The organism is Mesorhizobium sp. B2-3-5 (assembly GCF_006442395.1).
In the GTDB taxonomy this organism is placed as follows: Bacteria; Pseudomonadota; Alphaproteobacteria; order Rhizobiales; family Rhizobiaceae; genus Mesorhizobium.
Genome location: NZ_VFVX01000023.1, coordinates 17,883 through 40,736, shown reverse-complemented (window position 1 = coordinate 40,736; position 22,854 = coordinate 17,883). Strand labels below are relative to the sequence as shown.

Below are 22,854 nucleotides of genomic sequence, written 5' to 3'. Positions count from 1 at the left end.
CCGCTCTGGTCGCCGAGCGAACTGCTAATCACGCGGGAAACGCCAGACGCGACCGATGCCACCCGCAGCAGCGCCAACGACTTTGTTCAAAACGCGATCGGAACCGACAAGCCGGACCGGCTGGTTTCTGAAAGGATCAGCGTCCGGACAGAGGAAAGACTTCGCTCTGTCCCGAACGCCCACAACAGGAATTTGGCATGACTGACACCGACCTAGTTCATCTCTCGCGTCGGCAGGCCCTCGTGGCGGGCGCGACTGTTTCGCTCGCGATGGCCCTACCTGCCTTCGCGACGGAAAAACCCACCCCTGCTAAGAACAAAGGAACTCGCTCCATGAATTCGAGCTACATCACGACCAAGGACGGCGTGGAAATCTTCTACAAGGACTGGGGTCCGAAAGCAGCTCAGCCGATCGTGTTCCATCATGGTTGGCCGCTGTCGTCCGATGACTGGGACGCCCAGATGCTGTTCTTCGTCAACCAGGGTTTTCGCGTGGTCGCCCATGACCGCCGCGGCCATGGACGTTCCTCCCAGGTTTCCGACGGTCACGACATGGACCACTATGCCGCCGACGCTTCGGCGGTGGTGGAACATCTCGACCTGAAGAATACCGTTCACATCGGCCATTCAACCGGTGGCGGCGAAGTTGCGCGCTATGTTGCCAAGTTCGGCCAGCCGCAGGGCCGCGTCGCCAAGGCTGTCCTCGTCAGCGCCGTTCCGCCTATCATGGTGAAGACGGCATCCAACCCGGGCGGCCTGCCTATCGAGGCTCTCGATGGAGTCCGCGCCGGAGTCGCCGCCAACCGCGCCCAGTTCTTCCTGGATTTCGCCAGCGGCCCGTTTTACGGCTTCAACCGGCCGAACGCGAAGGTCTACCCGGGCGTCATCCAGAACTGGTGGCTTCAGGGCATGATGGGCAGCGCCAAGGCGCATTACGACGGCATCAAGGCCTTTTCGGAAACGGACCAGACCGAGGACCTGAAGAAGATCACGGTGCCGACGCTCGTCATGCACGGCGATGACGACCAGGTGGTGCCGATCGACGACTCGGCCAAACTCTCCGTCAAACTCCTGAAGAACGGCACCCTGAAGATCTACCCGGGATATCCGCACGGTATGCTGACCGTTCATGCGGATGTCATCAACCCCGACCTGCTGGCCTTCATCAAGGGCTGACGGGCAATTCGCCCACGGAGGCGTGGCGGAATCCGTTTCGCCACGCCTCGTCTTGCAGGCAATGGAGATTCGGCGGTAAGCCGGAATCGGTCTTCGCGGAGATGAACATGGCGAGATTGTCCCTTCCCATCCTGCTGAGCTTCAACGGCGGCTATGTCGACACTGTCGGCTTCGTGGCGCTCGCCGGGCTGTTTACGGCCCATGTCACCGGCAACTTCGTGACCCTTGGGGCGTCGATCGCGCTCGGGACAGGCGGCGCGCTTTCGAAGCTGCTGGCGCTGCCGGTCTTCTGTATCGTCATTTTGCTGGTACGGCTTCTCAGCCAACAGCTCGAGCGTAGCCGCAAGCCTGTCATGACCGTTCTGCTGTCGCTGAAGCTCGTCCTTTTCATCATCGCCGCCATCTTTGCCCAGATCCACGGCCCTTTCGACGACGGCAACGGTCTCGCGGCGTTCGCCATCGGGATGGTTCTGGTGTCGGCGATGGCGATCCAGAACGCCTTTCACCGCGTGCACATGTCCAAGATGCCCCCCACGACGCTCATGACCGGCACGACGACCCAGATCATGCTCGATCTGGCGGACCTGATTGGCGGCACGGCACAGGGCGACCTCAAGCCGGTCAAGGAACGGCTCAAGCGGATGAGCGCCAGCGTCGTGACTTTCGCGCTTGGCTGCGCTGCCGCGGCGGTCGCTTTCCTGTTGTCGCGGACCTGGTGCTTTGCCGTTCCGGTCGTCCTGGTCGCCTTGAGTTTCTTTGCACCTGTCGGCTCACCCGAAACGGCAAGCGTGGCAGCGCCTGCGAACGGCGCCCACACCGAATAACAGGATCTGCCGCAGATCTTGAAACAACGACAATCCGGCGGAAGGGACCTCCCGAGACGGTTGCCGACGACGACCCGCTGAACCCCGGGTTCGGTTCGAGCGGGCATCGAAACTCAATTTCAACCGAGGAATATGGATAATGGAAGACAGCCTAAAATCGCGCGTGAGTGCGGCATTGCACACCCCATCAGGCCTTTCCAGCGAAGCAGTGCACGAGATTTCGGCCGCGGCGACGGTCCTGCTGGCCGATATATTCGCTCTCTACCTGAAGACCAAGAACTTCCACTGGCACATGTCGGGACCGCATTTCCGCGATTATCACCTGCTGCTGGACGATCAGGCTGACCAGATTCTGGCCATCACCGATCCGCTGGCCGAGCGGGCACGCAAGCTCGGCGGCACCACTATCCGCTCGATCGGCGACATCTCCCGCCGCCAACGATTCTTGGACAACGACGCCGACTTCGTCCAGCCCCACCAGGCGCTGGCGGAGCTACGCGAGGACAACGGCACATTGGCCGCCCGCATGCGCGCCATGCACGATCTTTGCGATGAGTACGGCGACGTCGCCACCGCGAGCCTGCTGGAGAACTGGATCGACGAAGCCGAACAGCGGGTGTGGTTCCTGTTCGAGACTCTTCGCGCGTCTAACTGAGATCGTCGGTTGCGAACCAAGCGTCGGAGATTCATGTCTCTGGCCATGCGTCGGAGCATATTGGCATCGGCACCGCCGTGCTCCAGCGCTGCCAGCATACCCCTCTGACGATGAGATCGTCCGCGCAAGGCGGTGCCGAACAGCGTCCATCACCAAGCGAACTTCCTAGCGCCTCGGCTCCTTGAATTCAGGCGCACTGGGAACAAGGAGGGCGATGATCGGCACCGTCGCGACGATTAGCCCAATCGAAACCAGTGCGTTGCCGGGTCCTATTGCCGCCAGTGCGGCAGGCATCGCGGCAAGCGCCAGAGGCGCCGCGCCGTAGGAAATCAGGAAGTCGATCGAGGAAACGCGCCCAAGCATTTCCTTCGGCACCTCGTTCTGGATTGCGGTGAACCAGGGGATGTTGAACAGCTCGATGCCGATGCCGCCCAGAAAATAGGCTGATATGATCAGGATGGCTGAGTGCGTGGCAAGCGCGAGCGGCACAAGTCCAAAGAGCGCAAGCCCGCAGAAGGCGAGTGCACCCGGCCGCCGCATCCTCATGCTGCCCATCGCTATGCCACCGGCCAGGGCGCCGACGGAGTAGGCGCCAAGCGCGATGCCTATGAAAGCATCGCCGCCCAGATGGGCGCGGCTGATCACCGGTAGCATGAGCTGCTGGACGCTGTTGCCAAGGCCGAGCCACACCAGCAACGCCGCCAGACCAGCGACGAACCAGCGATGCCGGAACGCCTCGGCCAGGCCTGCACGGAAGTCGGCCAGGATGTTGGTCCCGCTCGCCGGTGTTGTCCGATCGCAGGCGTGCAATCGCCGCTGCAAGGTTAAGGAGGCCAGTGCCGACAGGGCCCACAATGCGCCTGCCAGTTGCAGGCCGAAGAGAGGCCCAAGGCGCCCGTGCAAGGCGACCGCGATCAGCGGCCCGACCGTGAGCGCTATCCGCATGCTGAGCGTGGTCAGCGCGTTTGCGCTCTGAAGCTGGCCGCCGGGAACCAGATCGGCCATGCTCGCCTGATAGGCGCTTCTGAACGTTCCTTCGCCCGCGCCCGCGAAAAACAGGCAGCACGAGACAGAGAGGATGTTTGCATGCGGCACCCAGGCAATCGCCAGCACGGCCACGCTGCGCAGAGCCGAGGCACTTGAAAGCACCCGCTGGCGCGGCCAGTTGTCGGCGAAGTAGCCGCCGGCAACGGCTCCGGCCAGAAAACCGAATGTCCGTGCCGAAAGGGCAATGCCGAGATCGGCAATCCCGTTCTTCCAATCCAGGATCATCAGCGTGAGCGCTGTCGGAAGGATAGCAGTCGCGACGATCGATGCGGAATAGCTTAGCCAAAGACCCGCGAATGCCCGATTCCGCAGCGGTTGCACGATACGCATGACAAGATCCCCGCCTATGTGATTGGTGATGCGGAGGGTCAGGAATCCCGCAGCAGGCGACCGAGGACGCGCACGCCGAACGTCAGCGCGTCGACGGGGATGCGTTCGTCGACCGCGTGGAACAATCCCCACACGTCGAAATCCGCCGGCACCTTCATCGGTACGAAACCGTAGCCGTTGATGCCGATCTTCGAAAGCAGCTTGTTGTCCGTGCCGCCCGGCAGGAGATAGGGAATCACCGTGCCCTCCGGATCCTCTGCCTCGATCGCGGCACGCATCTTGTCCATCAGCGGACCTTCGACCGGCGACTCGATTGTCCAGCCGAATGTCCACTCGATGTCGATTCCCGGCCCGACGATCTCGGTAACCTGTCTGACGAATTCATCCTTGGTGCCTGGCAGCACGCGCCCATCTATGACCGCCTCGGCGGTCGAGGGAATGACGTTGCGCTTGTAGCCGCCGTTGAGCATTGTCGGATTGGCGGTATTGCGCAACGAAGCCCGGATCGTCGAGGCGAAGAAGCCGAGCTCGTCGAGCTGCTCATCCAGTCTCTCGTCATCGAACTTCTTGCCGAGCAGCTTTTCCAGTCCCTCGATCAGTGCATTCAGATGCGGCGTCCGATGGATCGGGAATTTATGGGTGCCGATACGCTCGACAGCCGCCGCAAGGCGGGTGAGCGCGTTGTCCCCGTTGATCAGAGCACCATGGCCGGCAGTCCCCCGTGCGGTGAGCTTCATTCGAGCCACGCCTTTTTCCGCGGTGGCGAGCGGATAGGCCCGCTTGCCGTTGGGCAATGTGATCGAGAATCCGCCGACTTCGCTGATGGCTTCCGAAGCGCCGTCGAACAGATGCCGCTCCTTCTCCGTAAGCCATTGCGAGCCATGGACGCTGCCGTTCTCCTCGTCGGAGAACCACATGAAGATGATGTCGCGCTTGGGGATGAAGCGATCGCGCGCGAGCGAGCGCGCCAGCGCCACCATCAGACCGGCCATGTTCTTCATGTCCACCGCGCCGCGGCCGTAGAGCATCCCATCCTTTATTTCGCCGGCGAAGGGAGGCACAGACCATTCGGTCTCGTCCGCCGGCACTACGTCGACATGGGCGTGCAGGATAAGCGCCGGCTGATCGCTGTCGCTGCCCTTGATCCGGCAGACGACATTGCCGCGTCCGGGTGCCGGTTCGATATAGATAGAGTCCAGACCGACCTCGCCCAGGCGTTCACGAATGTAGGCTGCCGCGACGGCCTCACCATCACCCATGGTCCGCGGATCTCCGGTGTTGACGGAACGGATACGGATGAGATCGCGGACGAAGAGGATGGCCTCGGTCTCCGTCGCGGTTGGAGATACCGAAGGAATTGCCTGTGATTGCATGGAGAATGCCTCTTGGATTGACTGAGGTGCGCCAGTATGAACTGGTTGGCGCTTTAATCGGCGGGAGCGAGGTCAGAGAACCTTCGAGAGGAAGGCCCGCGTCCGCGCGTTGCTCGGCTTTGCAAGAACCTCGCTGGGCATGCCCTTTTCGACGACCCGGCCCTGGTCCATGAAAACCACCGTGTCCGCCACCTCGCGTGCAAAGCCGATTTCGTGGGTGACGACGACCATGGTCATGCCGATCCTGGCTAGGCCCTTCATCGCGTCCAGCACCTCGCCGACGAGTTCGGGGTCGAGCGCCGATGTCGGTTCGTCGAACAGCAACAGGTCAGGCTCCATAGCCATGGCGCGAGCGATGGCGACACGCTGCTGCTGTCCGCCGGAGAGCTGCGCCGGATATTGATGGGCCTTTTCGCGAAGCCCGACGCGATCAAGCAGCGAATAAGCCAGCGGCTCCGCTGCCCCGCGGGTCTGGCCTTTGACATGCACCGGTCCCTCGAGGATGTTCTCCAGCGCGGTCATATGCGGGAAGAGGTTGAACCGCTGGAACACCATGCCGATATTGCGCCGCTGCGCGGCGATCGCCTTTGGCTTCAGGCAGTAGAGTCGGCCATTTTTCTCCTGATAGCCGATCAATTCGCCATTCACCCATATTCGCCCGGCGCCGATCGTCTCCAGATTGTTGATGCAACGCAGCAGCGTGGATTTACCGGAGCCGGACGGACCGAGCACGACACAGACTTCGCCGCGCTTGATCGTCAGGCTGACATCATCGAGCGCCTGGAATTCGCCGAAGAATTTGTGAACGCCCCGGATGTCGACGCAGGGCGTCGCCGTGGATGCTTCTTGCGGAATCATTGGCTTTCCTTCGGCAGGATGGGCGCCGCGGTCCGGTCCACGCCCCGACCGAAATAGCGTTCGAGATAGGACTGGCCCCACATCAGGATCGATGTGATCGTCAAGTACCAGAGACCTGCGACCACAAGCAGCGGGATCGGGAGGTAAAGCCGGTTCGAGATGGTGTTGGCGGCGAAGGTCAGATCGTAGGCGAACGGTACGGCAAGCACGAGGGACGTTGTCTTCAGCATGCCGATGGTTTCGTTGCCGGTCGGCGGGATGATCATGCGCATGGCCTGGGGAATGACGATGCGGAACAACGCTTTCATACGCCGCATGCCGAGCGCCTCGGCCGCTTCGGTCTGGCCCGCGTCCACCGCCTTGAAGCCGGCCCTGAAGATTTCGGCCAGATAGGCGGATTCATTGAAGGCCAGGCCGGCGATCGCCGCGATGGCCGGCGTGAGCACGTCCTTGGTCCTGACGCTGACGATGTCGCCGAACCCGGGCAGGCCGATCGAGAGGGTTGGATAGAGGACCGCGAGCAGTCCCCAGAAGACCAGTTGCGTGTAGACCGGCGTGCCGCGGAAGAACCAGACCCAGAGCCAACTGATGGTGGAAAGGACCGGGTTCCCGGAATCGCGCATGATGACCAGTCCTGCCGCGATCGCGATGGAAAGAGCCATCGCCACCGCGGTGAGCGCCAGCGTCCATCCCACACCGCGCACGATCTGCCGGTCGAAGAGATACTGGCCGACGACCTCCCAATGGAAGTTGGGATTGGTCGCTACGCTGTCTGCAACGCCGACGGCGATGGCCAGAAGCAGTGCGGTCAATGCCCATCGGCCGTAGTGGCGGACCGGCACGGGATCGTTAAGCGCAATCGAAGCATGTTTGCTGCGGCTCATGCTGTGCTTTCTTGTTTCGAAACGGGAAATGACGCGGAGACGCAAGGCTTGACCTTTGCGTCTCCGCCAAGCGGGTTCATTCTTGGACTGCGGGGTTCACCTCGGCCTTGGCAACGGCGGCACTGCCAATCCCCCATTTCGCCAGGATCTTCGCATAGGTGCCGTCAGCGATCAGTCCGTTGATTGTGTCGGCCACAAGCTGAGCCCAGGCGGTCTGTCCCTTGGCGACGGCGATGCCATTGGGAGAGGGATAGGTGATGGCGCCGATGGTCTCGAGCTGCCCGTTGGTCTGTTTCACCGCGTAACCGATATTAGTCGATCCGGCATAGACGGCGTCGACCGCGCCGTTGATCAGCCGGGTGATGAGATCTGTCTGCTTGGGCATCGACACGGTCTCGATTGCCGGCTTGCCGGCCCCGACGCAGTTGTCACTGAAACCCTTGACGGCCTTCTCGCCGGTGGAGCCGGTCTGGACGCCGACGGTCTTTCCGCAGGGCTCGTCGGGGTTGAATTTCGCCGGGTTACCGCTCTGGATCGCCCATTGCTTGCCAGCATTGAAATAGCTGACGAAGTCGACGGCCTTGTAGCGCTCATTGGTGATCGTGAAGGCGGAAATGCCGAGGTCGTAGCGCGGGCCGATTGCCGGCAGGATGCTGTCGAACTGTGCGGTCACGAACTCGAGCTTCAAGCCCAGCGTCTGGGCCATCGCCTTGGCAAGATCGACGTCTATGCCTTCAGGGGTCTGCCCATCCTCGCCGGCGAGGAATTCAGCCGGCGGATATGTCGTATCGGATCCAATCGACAGAACGCCCTTGGCGGCTATGTCCTGCGGCACGCGCGAGGCGAGCGCCGAATCCTTGGCGATGGTCGAAGCATCGAAATCGTCTGCCGCCCGCGCGTTCAGCGTGCAGATTGACAGGCTCGAAGCAAGGACCGCGACAGCGAAGCCGGATAGGATCGTCTGCTTGCTTTTCATGAACATGGTTTCTTGTTCCCTTGTCTGGAAGAACCTGCCAATCGCTTCGCTGTCTGCTTGTGGCGGCGTCGCTGGCATTGCCCCGATAGTATGGTTCGCCCCCGCCCGGACAATGGGATTTGCCTCATGAGATCATGCATCCGGCTTATGAAGTGTGGCCGCGATCAGCGCGATTCCATGAGCGCCGTTATGAAATCGCGCACCAGCAGCGATTTCTGCTTGTCCGGCGGCAGAACCAGGAGGGTTCGGATCTGGACTGATGGTTCGAAGGGCTTCAGGACGATCCGCGACTTGTCCAGCGAGCTCAACACATACGGGCTCACCAGCCCGATGCCGACACCTTCTACAACAAGCGAGCATACGGTGGAGGCGTAGATGGTCTCAACGACGATGTTGAGCTTGACGCCGACCTGGGCGAGGATTGCTTCCAGCCGTTGCCGGGCACGATCCTCCGGGACATAGGCGATGAAAGGATGGCCGCTCAGGTCCGCCGGCTTGATGACCGACCGTTCCGACAGCGGATGGCCGACGGGCATCGCGATCATTGCGTTGGGCGAAAGGAACAGCTGATGTGCGATCCCGGTGGTATCGATTTCATCAGCCGCCAGTCCGACATCGAACTGGCCTGACGCCACGAGATCCCGGACGTCGCGCGACAACAGCACATGGAAGGTGACGCTGATGTCGGGATGGTGCGCCCGGAAGCGCCCGATCGCCCGCGGCACCAATGTCGAGCCCAGCAGCGAAAGCGAGGCGATCCTCAGCCTGCCGGTGCCCTGGTCGCGGATCCGGGCGGCCTCCGTCTTGATGGTGTCGAGGCCTCGGAACGAGGCTTCCACCGTCCGGTAAAGCTGCCATGCCTCCGGAGTCGGCAGAAGCCGTTGCCTCACCCTGTCGAAAAGTGAAAAACCCAGGCTGCCTTCGAGCTCCACCAAGGCCCGGCTCGCCGCCGGCTGAGTGATGCCCAGCAGCTCGGCCGCCTTCGATGCCGTACCTGTCCGCATCACGGCGGCGAAGATTTCGAGTTGGCGGTAGTTCATCGGCCCGGACTTTATTTGAACATTGCAAACGCCGCCAATCGCCAAGATGCACGATACGTCCGCTCTTCGACGGCAGCGGCATGGTGCTCCAAATGTCTGTCGGGGCCGACGTCCTCAGGCTCCGTCCGTCAATTGCTTGGCCGAGAGCTTGCTCAGCATGGCCGACAGATCCTGCCAGAGGTCCTGTTCGTCCTCGAGCCCGATGCAGATGCGCAGGACGACGCCCTTCGAGGTCCAGGGCTTGACCGTTCTTTCATCCTTCAAGGCGGTCGTGGCGATCAAGCTGCGCGTTCCGCCCCAGGATGCGCCGATGGCGAAGATCTTCAGCTCGGTCATTGCCTTTTCCAGATTGGCCTCTGCTCCCGGCTTCAGCACCACGCTGAAGACACCGGACGAACCGCCAATGTCGCGCTTCCAGAATTCGTGTCCGGGGCAGGAAGGGAGTGCCGGGTGCAGGACCTGTTCGACGGCCTCACTTTTCTGGAGCGCCTGCGCGAACTCCTCGGATACGCGACCGACATGGCGCAGCCGCACCCCCATCGTCTCGATCCCGCGCAGGGCCAGCGAGACTTCGTCGGGGGACACGCCGATGCCCATGTCGCGCAGCACCAGCTTTATGCGCTGGCGCAATTCAATGTCGGCTACCGTGATCGATCCAAGGAGCAGGTCGGAATGGCCGCCAATATATTTGGTCAGCGCCTCGACCGCGAAATCGGCGCCATGCTTGAGCGGCTTGAACAGCAGCGGCGAGGCCCAGGTATTGTCGCAGGCGACCAGCGCGCCCCTGGCCTTTGCCGCCTGGATGATGGCCGGCACGTCCTGGACTTCCATCGTGCCGGAGCCGGGTGACTCGATCCACACAAGCTTGGTGCGCTCGTCGATTTCACCCGCTATGCCGGCGCCGATCAGGGGATCGTATACGCCATAGTCGATGCCGCGCGGCTTGAGGTAATCGGCGCAGAAATAGCGGACCGGCGAATAGACATTGTCGGGGATCAGCACCCGGTCGCCGGGCATCAGGAAGGTGAGCAGGATCATCGAGGCGGCGGCTTGTCCCGACGGCACCAGCACGGTCCTCACGCCGCCATGCAGCAAGGTCAGCTGCGCTTCCAGCGTTCGTGTCGTCGGCGTGCCGTGAAGACCATAGGTGTAGCCATCGAAGCCGCGCTTGCCGCGATTGGAGAATGACTTCGCGTCCGGATAGACGATCGTCGACGCTCTGTAGGTCGGCACGGCAAGGCTCGCAAAACCTTCCTGGGAAACGACGGGGTGATGAACGCAACGTGTCAGATCTTGCATCGTAAATTCCTCTGGAGCTGGCAGGTAGATAGACCAGACCGGAGGGTGCGAACAGCAAAGGTGGGGTATGAGTTCATAACTGACGGTTATGGGAACGAGACATCCGTTCGAAATGCACACACTGGAGCATGGCGGCAGACGCAACGAATTCTCGTTCAGCGCAAATCGACACGTCGGCGGAGGTCATCTTCCGCCCGTCCGCAGCGGGCTGGACCGTCCGCCCATCATCGACCGAATGCCTGCCGGATGCGAGCCGGCGTGAACGGAAGCTGCCGCAACCTCTGGCCGCTGGCGTCGCGGATTGCGTTTGCCAGTGCCGCGCCAACCGGGCCCTGCGCGGCTTCGGCCACGCCAAGGAAAGGAGCGCCAGGTCTGTCTATGATGGCGACGTCAATCCTCTCCGGCACGCTGGAGAACCTGAGGATTGGATAGGACGACCAGTCGAACGAGGTGATGCGCTTGCGATTGAATGTGACTTGCTCAAAAAGCGTCCAGCTCGCGGACTGGACGATGCCTCCCTCGATCTGGTTCCTGACACCGTCAGGGTTGACGACCTCACCGGTGTCCACGGCGGCATTCACGCGGCGGATGCGGACGTCGCCGGCTTCAGGATCGATGAATATCTCCAATGCGATGGCGCAATAGGCCTCCAGGTTCTTGTATTGGGCAAAACTGAAACCGTAGCCGCCCCCGGCGGGAAGCGGTGGGCGCCTGCTCCAGCCGAAGTCCGTGGCAGCTTTCTCGACCACGGCTCGAGCACGGTCTTCCTCGAGAAAGCGCAGGCGGAAGTCGACCGGATCCTGCCCCGAAGCATGGGCCAGGTCGTCCATCGTGCTTTCGATCGACAGAACGTTGAGATAACCGCCAAGGGAGCGCATCGAGGACCCGCGCAAGGGCATCTCGGGCAGGAAATGGGTGACCACCCGTGAATTCGGGAAGCGATAGAGCGGGATCGCGTTGCGGTCGCCGCCGCCTTCCGGCTGTGCAATCTCGATGGGCGGAGGCGGCGGGGCCGGATCGCTCTTGTCGCGCGCGGCCAGCAACGTGCCCGACTGCCCCGGCCGCATCATGTGGGACTGGCTCCATACCTCATAGTGCCAGTCGGTGATGGCCCCGGCATCGTCGACCGCCGCGCGCACCGAGGTCACCATGCCGGGCCCGAAGGGTTCCCAGGAATGCTCCTGCTCGCGCATCCATTGCACGCGCACCGGCCGGCCCGGCAAGGCCATCGCTATCAGCGCCGCGTCGGCTCCCACATCATCGGCGCCGTTGTGTCCGTAGCAACCCGATCCTTCCGTGTGGATGCATCGCACCTTGTCGACCGGCAGCTTCAGCATGCCGGCAATCGCCTGGCGCAACGGATAAATACCCTGCGTGTGCGTCCAGACCGTCACCGCCCCGTCGGCGGCTTCGGCGATGGCACAGGACGGGCCGATCGAGCCATGAGCCAAATAGGGTCTGGCGAAGTGTCCTTCGACGACCTTGCCCGATGCACCGGGCTTGCCTGTGTCGAGGATGACGGTGTCGTGCGAGGGCAGCACCGTGAGCGCGTCCGCCAGCTTTGCGCTGTCAGGCAATTCAGCCTCTTCGCTCCAGCTTGCGAGCGTCGAGAGGCGGCGCATCGCCTGGATCGCCGTCCATTCATCGACAGCCACGACGGCGAGGAAATTGCGGTCGCGAAGAACCTTGACGACGCCGGGCACCGCTTCGACGAGGGCGGAATCGAGTTGGATGATCTCGGCCCCGTAGCTCGGCGGCCGGATCATCCGGGCATGCAACATGCCCTCCGGACGGCGATCCTGAACATAGGCCTCGCCCCCCGTGACCTTGCCCGGGATGTCGACCCTCGCAATCGAGCGGTTCATTACGGTGAATTCGGAAGTGGCGGTCAGCTTTGAGACCGGTTGGGCGTCGACGTCCAACAGTTCTGCGCTGACCAACTCGCCATAGCTTACGCGAAGGTTACCCGCACCCGCAACGGACCCATCGGCAGCATGAAGTGTCTCGGCCGGAATCGACAGTCGGCGCGCTGCCTCCTGAATCAGAATCTCGCGCACCTGCGCGGCCGCATTGCGGATCGCGGTGCCGGAATCCTGCATGGAATGGCTGCCCGCGGTGTAGCCCTCATTGGCGGTCCGGCCGGTGTCGGCCGTCACCAGCGTGAGCCGGTCGAAGGGGACCTTGAGTTCCTCCGCCGCGATCTGGAGGATCGCGGTCCTGAGGCCCTGGCCGAGTTCGGCCTTGCCGGTCAGGATGGTGACGGCCCCGGTTGCGTCGATACGTATCCAGGCGTTGAGCCGTGGCGTGCCGTCGAGGCTGCCAGGGAGCCCGCGCTTTGGCGGCACATCGACCTCGCCGGCTGCCATCTGCGCTCGCGCGCCCGACAGGCTGAACGCCAGCGTGAGGGCGCCTGCTCCCGAAAGGACGGCGCGCCTGGACAGCATCGTGCTCATGAGCGGCCTCCCGTCCCGGCGGACGTTGCTTGGTCCACCAGACGATCGGCTGCGCGGCGGATCGCCCGCAGGATGCGCATATGCGTACCGCAGCGGCAAAGATGCGGCTCCAGCTCTTCCCGGATCTGTCGATCGGAGACGCGCGGATTGCGCTGAAGCAGCGCCTGCGCACGCATCATCATACCTGGAATGCAGTAGCCGCACTGGACCGCCTGCTCGTCGATGAACGCCTGTTGCAGGACGCCGGGCTTCTCCCTGGTACCAAGCCCCTCGAGCGTCGTCACGGCACGCCCGTCGACCAGTTCGACCGGCGTGACGCAGGAAAACACTGCCTCGCCCTCGACGATGACGGTACAGGCACCGCATTGGCCGAGGCCGCAACCGAATTTGGCGGCATTGAGTTTCAGCTCGTTGCGCAAGACATAGAGGAGCGGTGTGTCGGGTGCTGCCCGGACGGTGTGGGACGTGCCGTTGATCGTCACTGTAGCCATCATATCCTCCTCATCTCGCTCGGCTGACCGTCCGTGCGACACGGGCCTGTCGGAGACTGGCCTCCAGCGAAGGCCAATCGGAGCGTGCTGCGATATCTCGGCGCAGATAGCGCGCCAAGCTGATGATCTGTTCGTCGGCCATGGCATCACCAAAGCCAGGCATGATGGGAGCCGCGCCATTGTTGGCGGCCGGAATGCCATTCAGGATCAAGGTCATCAGATTTTCCGGACCTTCTCCCGATACCGCCGTCGACAGACGAAGCGGCACTGCTCCCAACCGGAGTGTCCGGCCGGAATCGTGGCAGGAAGCGCAGGCGTTGGCGTAGAGGCGCGCACCGGAATCGGATGGCGCCGGCGGCGTTGCGATCTGGAAGCCGGCGGATTGCGGCAGCGGCGGCGAAGCGACGGCTGCCGGCTTGGACGGGGATGAGATGGCCGGTTCAAGTGAAGCCAGATACGCTGCCATCGCGGCCAGTTCCTGTCGCGGCACCTGGGACAGATTCTCCGTCACGGCGGCCATCGGCCCCCGGGCCACACCGTGATCAGGATGGTAGCCTTCGGCTAGGTAGCTCTCCAGCGCATCCGCCGTCCACGGTATCGACGCCTCGGAGGCCTTGCCGAGCGCATAGGCGCGCCAGCCCTCGACCTCGCCGCCCTCGAAGGCGTGCGACTTGTCTTCCGCCCCGAACGGGTTCCGCGGCGTATGGCAGGCACCGCAATGGCCGAGCCCCTCAACGAGATACCTCCCGCGATTCCACTGCTCGTCCCTGGTGGGATCGGGCTGCAGCTGCTTCTGGCTAAAGAACAGCAGCTTCCAGCCAGCCAGAACGAGCCGGATGTTGATAGGGAATGCAAGTTTGTTGGCAGGTGCCTTGGCGCTTATCGGCTCTCGCGTCATGAAGTAGGCGTAGAGCGCCCTGATGTCCTGGCTGCTCGTCAGCGTGAAGTGGTCATAGGGAAAAGCAGGATAGAGATGACGGCCCTCCCGGTCGACGCCCTCGCGCATCGCCCGCGCGAACGCCGCCTCCGACCAGGAGCCGATCCCCGTTTCCCGGTCCGGCGTGATGTTGGTGGAGTAGATGGTGCCGAAAGGAGTAGGCATTGCCAGGCCGCCGGCAAAGACCCGACCGGCGGGAGCCGTGTGACAGGTTCGGCAATCGCCGATGAGGGCCAGCTCCTTTCCCTCGGCCACGAGCTTGGGATCGAAGCCCGCCGGCGCGGGCGTGGCGGTTGGAGCGATCTCGGACCGCCAGGCATAGGCAAGCGCGGCGCCGCCGGCGAATACGGCCAAAGCGACGCCGGTGCCGAGGATGGTTTTGAGACGCATGATCCGCTGCTCCCTTTTCGCAACGCGATTGTGCCGGCGAAAACGTCAGGAACCGCGCGCCCGGCGCAGGCCGCGAGCGATGCTCGCAAATTGCATCGCAGTCGCGACAAGGGCGAAAGTCAGACCGAGCCCGACCACGCCGGTCCAGCCGCTGAGTTGCCAGGCCGTCGTGCCGCCTGCCGAGCCGAGCGCGCCACCAAGAAACATTGCGCCCATCAGGACAGTATTGAGCCGGGCTCTCGCTTCAGGTCGCAGCGCGAAGACGATGTGCTGGTTCGAGACCAGAGCGGACTGCACGGCGAAGTCGAGCAGCACGACACCGACGATCAATCCGGGGAGCGAGGTCCAGGCCCCGAAGACGACCCAGGACACCAATGTTACAATCGCTCCCATAGCGACGACCGGCGCGGGGCCACGTGCATCGGCGAACCGACCGGCCAGCGGCGCTGCCAGGATGCCGACGGCGCCGATGACGCCGAACAGCCCGGCAATATCCGCTCCAAGGCGGAATGGCGGCGCCTGAAGCCGCAATGCGAGCACCGTCCAGAATGCGGTGAAGGCCGCGAAGACAAGCGATTGAGTCATGGCCGCGAGCCGCAAGGCTGGAAATTCGCGCCACAGACCGAAGATCGAACGCAGCAGCTTTCCATAGCCAAGGCGAGATTCAGGCGGCGTGGGCGGCAGGATCAGCCACATCAGCCCACCCGCCGCGAGCGCCATCGGCACGCCCAGCCAGAACATTTCTCGCCACCCCGCATGGGTTGCCACGAAGCCGGCGAGTGTCCGGCTCAAAAGGATGCCGGTCAGAATGCCCGCCAGGACCGTGCCGACAACAGCTCCTCTCCGCTCCGGCGGTGAGAGATGTGCGGCCAATGGAACGATCTGCTGAGCGACCGTAGCCGAGAGCCCCACCACGAGAGAGGCAAGGACGACGAGCAATGCGTTCGGGGCGATTGCCGCCAGCACAAGCGCTATGGCGAGGAAACCGAACTGCAGCACGATCAGCCGTCGCCGTTCAACGATGTCGCCTAGAGGGACGAGCAGAAAAAGTCCGCAGGCGTAGCCGAGTTGGGTTGCGGTCGGGACCAATCCCGTCAGCCGGCCGGGCAACGCCTCCTCGATGAGGCCGAGCATCGGCTGATTGTAGTAGATATTCGCCACGGCGATGCCCGCGGCACACGCCAGGGCATAGATTGCCGAGCCTCGCAACACCAGTGGGAGCGGGACAGCGATACCCTCCTGTTTCATCAGTCAACCTCTCCTGAAGCAGGTTTGCGCGCCATCGGAGAATTCAATGAGGGCTGGATCTGCTCATCTGCTCAATGGCGTCGGTGTGCGCGCAGGATAATTCATTGCCGGCGGTCCGGGATTGCAGATTTGCATCGTCGCTTGAATGGAATCGCGATAAGCAGTGCCTGCACCGATGGCGCCTCTTGACGCGATATCGCTGCGACGGCCGCGCGACGGATCAGTCGAGTGGTGGCAGGAGCCGCATCAATTCCTCTTGGCGGTCGGCGAGCCCGGGAGGCAAGATAAGGCGAGTCCCCAGCTCCTCTTGCGTCTCGTCGAGAAGGAAACCCGGACCGTCGGTGGATATCTCGATCAGCAGGCCATCCGGCCCACGAAAATAGATCGAACGGAAATAGTATCGGTCCTTGGGCGGGCTCGCGGCAATGCCGAAACGTTCCATCAGGATCTCGGCCATCACCGACTGGTCAGCTTCGTCCTTCGCCCTGAACGCCACGTGATGGATGGCCCCCGCCCCCAATCTGGCGCGGGGTTCCCCGCGCCGCCTGTGCAGGTAGAGTTTTCCACCAGGCCCAGCGTGGGCAGAGAACGCGGTCCAATCTCCTTCCTGGCCGATTTCCGTGAACCCCAGGACGTCGGTCAGAATCTCCCCCATCAGCCCGGTTGCCTGGATGCTGAGAGAGACGCCGACCAGACCATTGACAGCGACCGCTGCGGGAAAGCCGGGAGTTCGCCGCACGGCTCCTGAGATCGGCTCCGCGGCCACAAGCGCCAGTTGCGCGTGGTCGGGATCCTCCAAGATCAGCCCCGTCCCGCATAAGGGCAGATGTTCGCGCCTGTAGGGTATGGCGCAGCGTGTAAGACGACTTTCCCACCAATCGAGCGCGTCGGGAGCAACTCCGAGCAAAATGAGTTCAGCATCCATGGATTGCTTCGCAGCAGCTGTCGCGCTGGCCCAGGAAAAGAAGGACAGATGACCTCCAGGCGCACCGTCGCCTCGCCCATAGATGAGGTGATAGGCGCCCGGATCCTCATGAGTTACGGTCCGTTTCTCCAAACGCATGCCGATAAATCTTGAATAGAAATCAAGGTTGCGGGCCGCATCCGTCGCAATCACCGTGACATGGTGCAAGCCGCGCCCAATCATACTTGACGTCCCCTGCACGTGGCGGCGCCTCGGTCTCAGATCTTAAGATGGCTGGCAATTCGGTCCAAAGCCAGTTGTCTCATGCACTTACTCCATGGCCTCGTTGGTGTGAGCATCGGCCAATTCTACCGCGATGGTATTGGAGCGCTGGAAGTTCGGCGATTGCTAGGCGTCGTTGCCAATAGCGCATGTGTCGCCCGCTGCCCACACGCAAAGGTGTGGGGCCGCGAGCGGCAGTAAATTTGTGCGGAAGAAAGATTGCGCTTGCCGGCAATGACCGCGTGGCCGCCGGCGCCGCTACGGGTTGTTCCCAACTTGTCGACGCCATGCACCGGGACTTACGCCGGTGAATTGTCGGAATACGCGCGTGAAGTGGCTTTGATCACCGAAGCCGCAAATCAGGGCAATGTCTGAAAGCGAGGAATGCTGCGCGGCGAGGTGTTTCTTTGCTTCGCCGATACGCAACTGGGTCAAGTATCGGTGCGGTGCCACGCCCATGCTCCGACGGAATGCACGCGCGAAGTGGCTTGGCGTCAGTCGGCATTCGCTCGCCACCTGCGTGATCGTCAGAGCGGAAGCCAGGCGCATCGTCATGATTTCCTTGGCTCGGCGCTCTTGCCACGCCGCCAGACGGCCAGGCTGACCGGCAGCGGTATCGAGCCCGCCATAAGCTCCCGCAAAATGGGTCAGAAGACTGATTGCAAGCTGATCAATCAGCAGTTGGTTGGAGCCGACCACGGCAGCGGCCTGGATGAGCGCGTCCGACAATCCTCCCAGAATCCTGTCGGGAACTCCGGCCTCCCAATGCAAGGTCGAGATGGGTCGCCCACCATATTGGTCGGCGAACGCCGAAAGTGCTCGGAACGGAATGTAGAATTGCAATGCCTCGAAGCGCCCTCGAAATTGCCATTGCGGAGTATCGCGCAGATCGAGCACGTCGACCTCTTTGGCCTCCACCCGGCCCGAACTGTGACGATGGCCGCCAACCCAGCAGGAACGGCATTCCAATTCGTCGAGCTGATGCAGGATCGAGAACGCATTCTCGCAGGGGGCCGGACCGGTCCGGTCCCTGAAACGGCGCTCGCAGGACAAATGGGTCGCCGCCAGTCCCAACTCTCCGTCGAGTTGAAACTCGATGATCGATCTTCCGGGCATCCCGAAATGCTCGGAAACGCGCGGGCCGAAGAAGCCTATTTTTTCACTCGTCGTCGACGATTTCATGAGCATGACAAACCGCCTGTGGACATACCGAAAAAGTTCAAATCATCCTGATGCCGAGACACCATTTTAAAAGCCTGAGCCCGAGTTCGCAGCGAGCAGAGCAATTCAACCAATGGCCGCTTCCAGTCGATCACGGATGGCGACGAGCGCGCGTCGGATTTCCTCCCGGCCTTCATCCGTCTCGCCGATCGCGTCGGCAATGGCGACATTGATCGGCGGGATTTTCTCCAGAATTTTTCGACCTGCCGGTGAAAGACCGATATGCACGATGCGTTCATCTCTCGTATCCCGTCGACGGATGATCAGGCCGGACTTTTCGAGGCGCTTCAACATCGGCGTCAGCGTGCTCGACTCCAACTTCAATCGGTCTCCGATCGAGCCGACGGATCGAGCTCCCTCCTGGCTTAAAACCACGAGCGTCAGATATTGTGGATAGGTCAGCCCAAGCTCCTCGAGCATGGGCCGGTACAAGCGATTGAACATATGGGCGGTCGAATAGACCGCGAAACAAATGTGCTGTTCGAGCGAGAGCATCCCTGGACCTGCTAACCGCTGGACAACAAGCCGTGCATTCCAACCGATCCATCCATACCTGAACCCCTGTTGCACCCAGCCGTAAAATATATATGTCACGATAAACAATCGTGCGACAATTGCAAGTGTGTCGTGTTTGTTGGGGCCGGCAAGGCGCCGACGATGCGGCGACCATGGTGCGATCTAACCGGTGGCCTGCCTTGGACGGTTGTGGAAGAGAAGATAGTTCCCCGTCTCGACGCCCTGCTTTTCAAGGTATTTGCCGTACATCACCTGTGGCACTTCCCACCGCGCGAGCGCTGCGTCGATGTCTTCCGGGGACGCGACGAGTTCATCGGCAAGCGCAATGGCATTGGCGGCGGCCTTTAACGTGCTGGCGGCCGTATGTGGACGTGGGATCGAGGCAGCATCGCCAAGGATGACCGCGCGTCCTGACACCATCCGATCCGAGGCGAGATCGCGGATTCCCTGCGCGAAGGGTTGTGGCGTCGCCTGCACGACATCGCGAAACCCGGGCGGCAGAAGATCCCGAGCCTCTCGGTGAACATGATCCACCCAGCGATCCGCCAAGAGGCCCTCCGGGATCGCATAGCCACGGGATTTTCCGTCGCGGTCGGTCATCACCTCGGCCAGCATCTTTTCATCGGCGACGCGGTACCAGACCCAATTGTAGATCCGGTGGCCGGGACGGACGTCGTTGTCGGCACCCGGTACAAGATAGCCGAGAATGTGAGAGCCCTTGTTGTTGGCGAAACCGAAATCCCCATGCAGCGTGTCGCGAGAGGACGGCGGCATACGGTCCTCCGCCAACAGACCACGCCAGGCGATGTATCCGGCGTAGCGCGGCTGCAAGTGCGGCCAATATTGGCGTCGCACCGTGGAATTGCCGCCATCCGCGCCGATCAGCAGATCGCCGATTTCCCGGGTGCCGTCGTCAAAAATCGCGGTCACGCTCCCTGCGGCTTCATGCTGTTCGACGCGCAGCAGGGTTTTGGCCCGATGATAGTGCTCTTCGCCGAAGGCGGCCTTCAGCGTTGTGTAGATCAGCGACCAGGAGGTCTGCGTCTGTGGCGCGATGTGCTTTGACTCGATCGAGCCGTCCGGTCGGAAGACGGTCCGGTATCGCGACTGGACACCGAGGACGGATTTGTCGATCGTGGCATGAGAACGACGGAATACTTCCACAACGTCCGGCTGGAGCACGATGCCGCCACCCCGGCTGTCGAGATCGCCCGCGGAGCGCTCGAAGACATCAACCTCCCAACCGACGCTGCGCAGTATGTTGCCGGCGAACAGGCCGCCGAGCGAACCGCCGATGACGATAGCGCGGCGCGCTTTGGTAGCGGAGTTCGTCGTCTGTGAGAAAGCGTCCCGCATATGTCACCTGCTTGCTTGATGACATCAATATGGACGCCCAGGAACGAAGCGATAATCAAGCGATGTTTGCGGTCTTCTTTGCGCTGAGCGCAAAGATCGCACGATCAAGAGACAAGAAAAACGCGCGACTACGCAGCAGGGCTCAGCCACCCGTCGCCGCATCCCAGTAGGGCGGCGATCCGAAATGGTCCACCAGGAAATCCAGGAAGCAGCCGACCTTGCGCGATCCGCGCCGGCTGGAGAGATAGAGAGCCCAGATGGCGCCTTCCGCCGAACCAGGGCTGACGGACCACTCTTCCAGAACCGGCACCAGCCGACCCTCGGAAAGGTCGGGGCCGACCAGCCATGTCGGCATCATGATCAGCCCGGCACCGCCGATCGCCGCTTCCCGCAAAAGCTCCGAGCCGCTGGCGCGCAGGTTTCCCGAAACGGAAACCCGTTCGCGCGCTCCATCCTTGGCCAGGGTCCAAGTGGTGTCGCCCGTGAGATAGTCGAACAGCAGACAATTGTACCGTGAAAGATCGCCAGGAGATGCCGGCGCGCCACGTTCCGCAATGTAGTCCGGACTTGCGCAGATCACCCGCCTGTGCGGGGCCAGCTTGCGGGAGATCAAGCTCGAGGAGGTCAGTGCGCCGAGGCGGATGGCGATGTCGATCCGTTCGTCGACCAGGTTCACGACCGCATCCGAAAGCGAGATATCGAGCCGCATCTCGGGGAAGCGCCTGAGAAAGAGCGGAAGAGCGGGCCCGACATGCAGCCGGCCGAAGGCAACCGGCATGGATATGCGCAACAATCCGCTGGGCGGCCCGCCCTTTTCACTGATGGCGCGATCGGCGTTCTCCATATCGTCGAGAATTCGACGGGCATCCTCGAGATAGCGCGCTCCGGCATCCGTCAGCGTGACGCTGCGCGTCGATCGGTTCATCAGCAAAGTGCCGAGGGCTTCCTCGAGCGCATTGATTTGCCTTGTCAACGAGGAAGGTGCGAGGCCCATGCGGCGAGCGGCGGGCGCGAAGCCGCCATGGTCGACCACAGCCACGAACGCGCTCAGCGCGGCAAACTTGTCCATCGATCACCGTTGCGTGCTGCGCAATGAACATCTCGAATGATGGTCAATTATCATCGGATCCTTCATGAGACAAATTGGTTCCGAAAGGAGCCCAATCATGACCATAACCGTTACCATCACGTCCGACTTCATCTGCCCCTGGTGTTTGATCGGCGAGCGCCGCCTGAGCAAGGCTATCGACAGTCTCCCTGACGGAATGGACGTCGAGTTGAAATGGCTGCCGTTCGAGCTCAATTCCGACATGCGTCCTGAAGGCATGGACAGGAAAACCTACCGCTCGCTCAAATTTGGCAGTTGGGAACGCAGCCGGTTGCTCGATGCACACACGATCGAGGCCGCGAAAGGCGATGGTGTGGCGTTCGACTATCCCGCCATCGAAAGGACTCCCAACACCCTATTCGCCCATCGCCTGATGCAGTGGGCTCAAGAGCAAGGCAGCGCGACATCAATGGCCAACCGGATCTTCTCCGCCTATTTCGAGCATGGCCGCGATATCGGCAATGCCGGCGTGCTGGCCGACATAGCCGCTGAAAATGGCATAGATCGTGCACAGGCAGCCGCATTCCTGGCGGGAGGCGGTGGTACCGAAGCCGTCCGCGACCTGGAACTCAGCGTCCAAAATCGCGGCGTACGCAGCGTTCCCAGCTTCGACATCGATGGTGAGATCGTTTCTGGCGCACAACCAGTCGAAATCTTCGAAGCGGCGCTCCGCCGCGCCGCCGAACGGGGCAGTGCTTGCACCGCCGGTGCCTGCACGGTTGCTTCTCGGCAATAGGAAAGTCGATCTGAACCGGCGCCGTCCTCCGCCGAGGCAACGTCAAGCCCCCTCACCTCGGGCGAAGCCGCGTTCGCTGTCAGGCCGGCTTGATCATGTCGCGAGCATAGGCCAGCCCAATGCCGTAGCCGCCTCCAAACTCCTCGACGATTGCACGCGCACCGTCATAGGTCTCGTGGCGTGTCCAGTCGCGCTGCAGTTCCAGCAACACCTGAATCCAGCTGGTCGTCCGGATGCCGGCCGACTGCATGCGCTGCAGCGCAAACTCGTGACTCTCGGGTGTGAGCCCTCCACAGGCGTCGCCAACGACGTAGACCTCATAGCCCTCTTCGGCGGCGGACAACGCGGTAAAGCTGACACAGGCCTCGGTCAGCAGGCCCGAGATCAGCAGCCGCTTGCGGCCTGTCGCAACGATGGCCTTGCGAACCGCCTCGTCCTCCCAGGCGTTCATGCTGCGCCGGTCGATCGGCACGACGTCCGGGATAGCCCGCTGCAGCGCCGGCATCATCGGGCCGCTGTAAACCTTGGTGGCCGAGGTCGAGGCGACGATCGGCAGTGCGAACACTTTCGCCGTCTTGGCGAGCGCCACCGCGTTGTTGAGCAGCTTCTGGCGATCGCCGGAGCCGACGCCGAAGGCCAGCCCAGCCTGCTGATCGACAAAGACGAGTGCGCAGTTACCGCCATCGAGAAGAGACTTTATCATGACCAAGATTCCTTCGGGCTGCCGATCCGCATGGATCGCGCGCGGTCG

Annotated in this window: 21 protein-coding genes; 4 read left to right on the top strand and 17 right to left on the bottom strand. The window is 62.4% G+C overall.

Features of this window, described 5'->3' with window-relative positions; translation table 11 throughout:
• Positions 1-197: 197 nt before the first annotated feature.
• The 3 genes from FJ958_RS22615 (at position 198) to FJ958_RS22605 (ending at position 2,654) form a co-directional block, all read left to right on the top strand.
• Entirely contained in the window at positions 198-1,175 is a 978-nt protein-coding gene (locus FJ958_RS22615; protein ID WP_140745604.1) for an alpha/beta hydrolase, read from the top strand.
• A gap of 107 nt (positions 1,176-1,282) precedes the next feature.
• On the top strand, positions 1,283-1,999 hold the full coding sequence (locus FJ958_RS22610; RefSeq protein ID WP_140745602.1) for a YoaK family protein: 717 nt from the start codon (positions 1,283-1,285) through the stop codon (positions 1,997-1,999).
• A gap of 139 nt (positions 2,000-2,138) precedes the next feature.
• On the top strand, positions 2,139-2,654 hold the full coding sequence (locus tag FJ958_RS22605; protein ID WP_140745600.1) for a DNA starvation/stationary phase protection protein: 516 nt from the start codon (positions 2,139-2,141) through the stop codon (positions 2,652-2,654).
• Between the two features lie 165 nt (positions 2,655-2,819).
• On the opposite strand, the gene FJ958_RS22600 is transcribed toward FJ958_RS22605, so the two are convergent.
• The 16 genes from FJ958_RS22600 to FJ958_RS22525 form a co-directional block, all read right to left on the bottom strand.
• Positions 2,820-4,031, bottom strand: coding sequence for an MFS transporter (locus FJ958_RS22600; protein ID WP_140745598.1), 1,212 nt, complete (start codon positions 4,029-4,031; stop codon positions 2,820-2,822).
• Between the two features lie 38 nt (positions 4,032-4,069).
• Complete coding sequence (locus FJ958_RS22595; protein ID WP_140745596.1) at positions 4,070-5,404, bottom strand: M20/M25/M40 family metallo-hydrolase; 1,335 nt, start codon at positions 5,402-5,404, stop codon at positions 4,070-4,072.
• A 72-nt stretch (positions 5,405-5,476) separates the two neighbouring features.
• Positions 5,477-6,262 carry an amino acid ABC transporter ATP-binding protein gene (locus tag FJ958_RS22590; protein WP_140745595.1) on the bottom strand — a complete coding sequence of 262 codons (786 nt, stop codon included), beginning with the start codon at positions 6,260-6,262 and terminating at the stop codon, positions 5,477-5,479.
• A complete protein-coding gene (locus FJ958_RS22585) occupies positions 6,259-7,146 on the bottom strand; it encodes an amino acid ABC transporter permease (protein WP_140745593.1) in 888 nt (295 codons plus the stop codon). The genes FJ958_RS22590 and FJ958_RS22585 overlap by 4 nt, the downstream gene beginning before the upstream one ends.
• 76 nt (positions 7,147-7,222) lie before the next feature.
• Positions 7,223-8,128, bottom strand: a complete 906-nt coding sequence (locus FJ958_RS22580) for an ABC transporter substrate-binding protein (protein ID WP_181176480.1) — start codon at positions 8,126-8,128, stop codon at positions 7,223-7,225.
• A gap of 158 nt (positions 8,129-8,286) precedes the next feature.
• Positions 8,287-9,162, bottom strand: coding sequence for a LysR substrate-binding domain-containing protein (locus FJ958_RS22575; protein ID WP_140745589.1), 876 nt, complete (start codon positions 9,160-9,162; stop codon positions 8,287-8,289).
• A 114-nt stretch (positions 9,163-9,276) separates the two neighbouring features.
• On the bottom strand, positions 9,277-10,461 hold the full coding sequence (locus FJ958_RS22570; RefSeq protein WP_140745586.1) for a PLP-dependent transferase: 1,185 nt from the start codon (positions 10,459-10,461) through the stop codon (positions 9,277-9,279).
• A 224-nt stretch (positions 10,462-10,685) separates the two neighbouring features.
• Positions 10,686-12,914: a molybdopterin cofactor-binding domain-containing protein gene (locus FJ958_RS22565; RefSeq protein ID WP_140745585.1), complete on the bottom strand. Its 2,229-nt coding sequence runs from the start codon at positions 12,912-12,914 to the stop codon at positions 10,686-10,688.
• Positions 12,911-13,405: a (2Fe-2S)-binding protein gene (locus FJ958_RS22560; RefSeq protein WP_140745583.1), complete on the bottom strand. Its 495-nt coding sequence runs from the start codon at positions 13,403-13,405 to the stop codon at positions 12,911-12,913. Before FJ958_RS22560 ends, FJ958_RS22565 begins: the two co-directional genes overlap by 4 nt.
• 10 nt (positions 13,406-13,415) lie before the next feature.
• Entirely contained in the window at positions 13,416-14,732 is a 1,317-nt protein-coding gene (locus FJ958_RS22555; protein ID WP_140745582.1) for a cytochrome c, read from the bottom strand.
• A 45-nt stretch (positions 14,733-14,777) separates the two neighbouring features.
• Positions 14,778-15,980 carry an MFS transporter gene (locus tag FJ958_RS22550; protein WP_140745580.1) on the bottom strand — a complete coding sequence of 401 codons (1,203 nt, stop codon included), beginning with the start codon at positions 15,978-15,980 and terminating at the stop codon, positions 14,778-14,780.
• 220 nt (positions 15,981-16,200) lie between these two features.
• Positions 16,201-17,112, bottom strand: coding sequence for a ring-cleaving dioxygenase (locus FJ958_RS22545; protein WP_181176479.1), 912 nt, complete (start codon positions 17,110-17,112; stop codon positions 16,201-16,203).
• A gap of 312 nt (positions 17,113-17,424) precedes the next feature.
• Entirely contained in the window at positions 17,425-18,354 is a 930-nt protein-coding gene (locus FJ958_RS22540; protein WP_140745577.1) for an AraC family transcriptional regulator, read from the bottom strand.
• Positions 18,355-18,453: 99 nt separating this feature from the next.
• Entirely contained in the window at positions 18,454-18,882 is a 429-nt protein-coding gene (locus FJ958_RS22535; RefSeq protein ID WP_140745575.1) for a MarR family transcriptional regulator, read from the bottom strand.
• Positions 18,883-19,065: 183 nt separating this feature from the next.
• Positions 19,066-20,259, bottom strand: a complete 1,194-nt coding sequence (locus tag FJ958_RS22530) for an FAD binding domain-containing protein (RefSeq protein WP_140745573.1) — start codon at positions 20,257-20,259, stop codon at positions 19,066-19,068.
• A 142-nt stretch (positions 20,260-20,401) separates the two neighbouring features.
• The gene (locus tag FJ958_RS22525) at positions 20,402-21,328 is read right to left on the bottom strand and encodes a LysR family transcriptional regulator (RefSeq protein WP_140745571.1); all 927 of its coding nucleotides are present in this window, start codon (positions 21,326-21,328) and stop codon (positions 20,402-20,404) included.
• Positions 21,329-21,425: 97 nt separating this feature from the next.
• Between FJ958_RS22525 and FJ958_RS22520 the strand changes: the two genes are divergently transcribed.
• Complete coding sequence (locus FJ958_RS22520; protein ID WP_140745569.1) at positions 21,426-22,103, top strand: DsbA family oxidoreductase; 678 nt, start codon at positions 21,426-21,428, stop codon at positions 22,101-22,103.
• 79 nt (positions 22,104-22,182) lie between these two features.
• On the opposite strand, the gene FJ958_RS22515 is transcribed toward FJ958_RS22520, so the two are convergent.
• Positions 22,183-22,806 (bottom strand): hydrolase, encoded by a 624-nt coding sequence (locus tag FJ958_RS22515; RefSeq protein WP_140745567.1) that lies wholly within the window; start codon positions 22,804-22,806, stop codon positions 22,183-22,185.
• Positions 22,807-22,854: the final 48 nt, after the last annotated feature.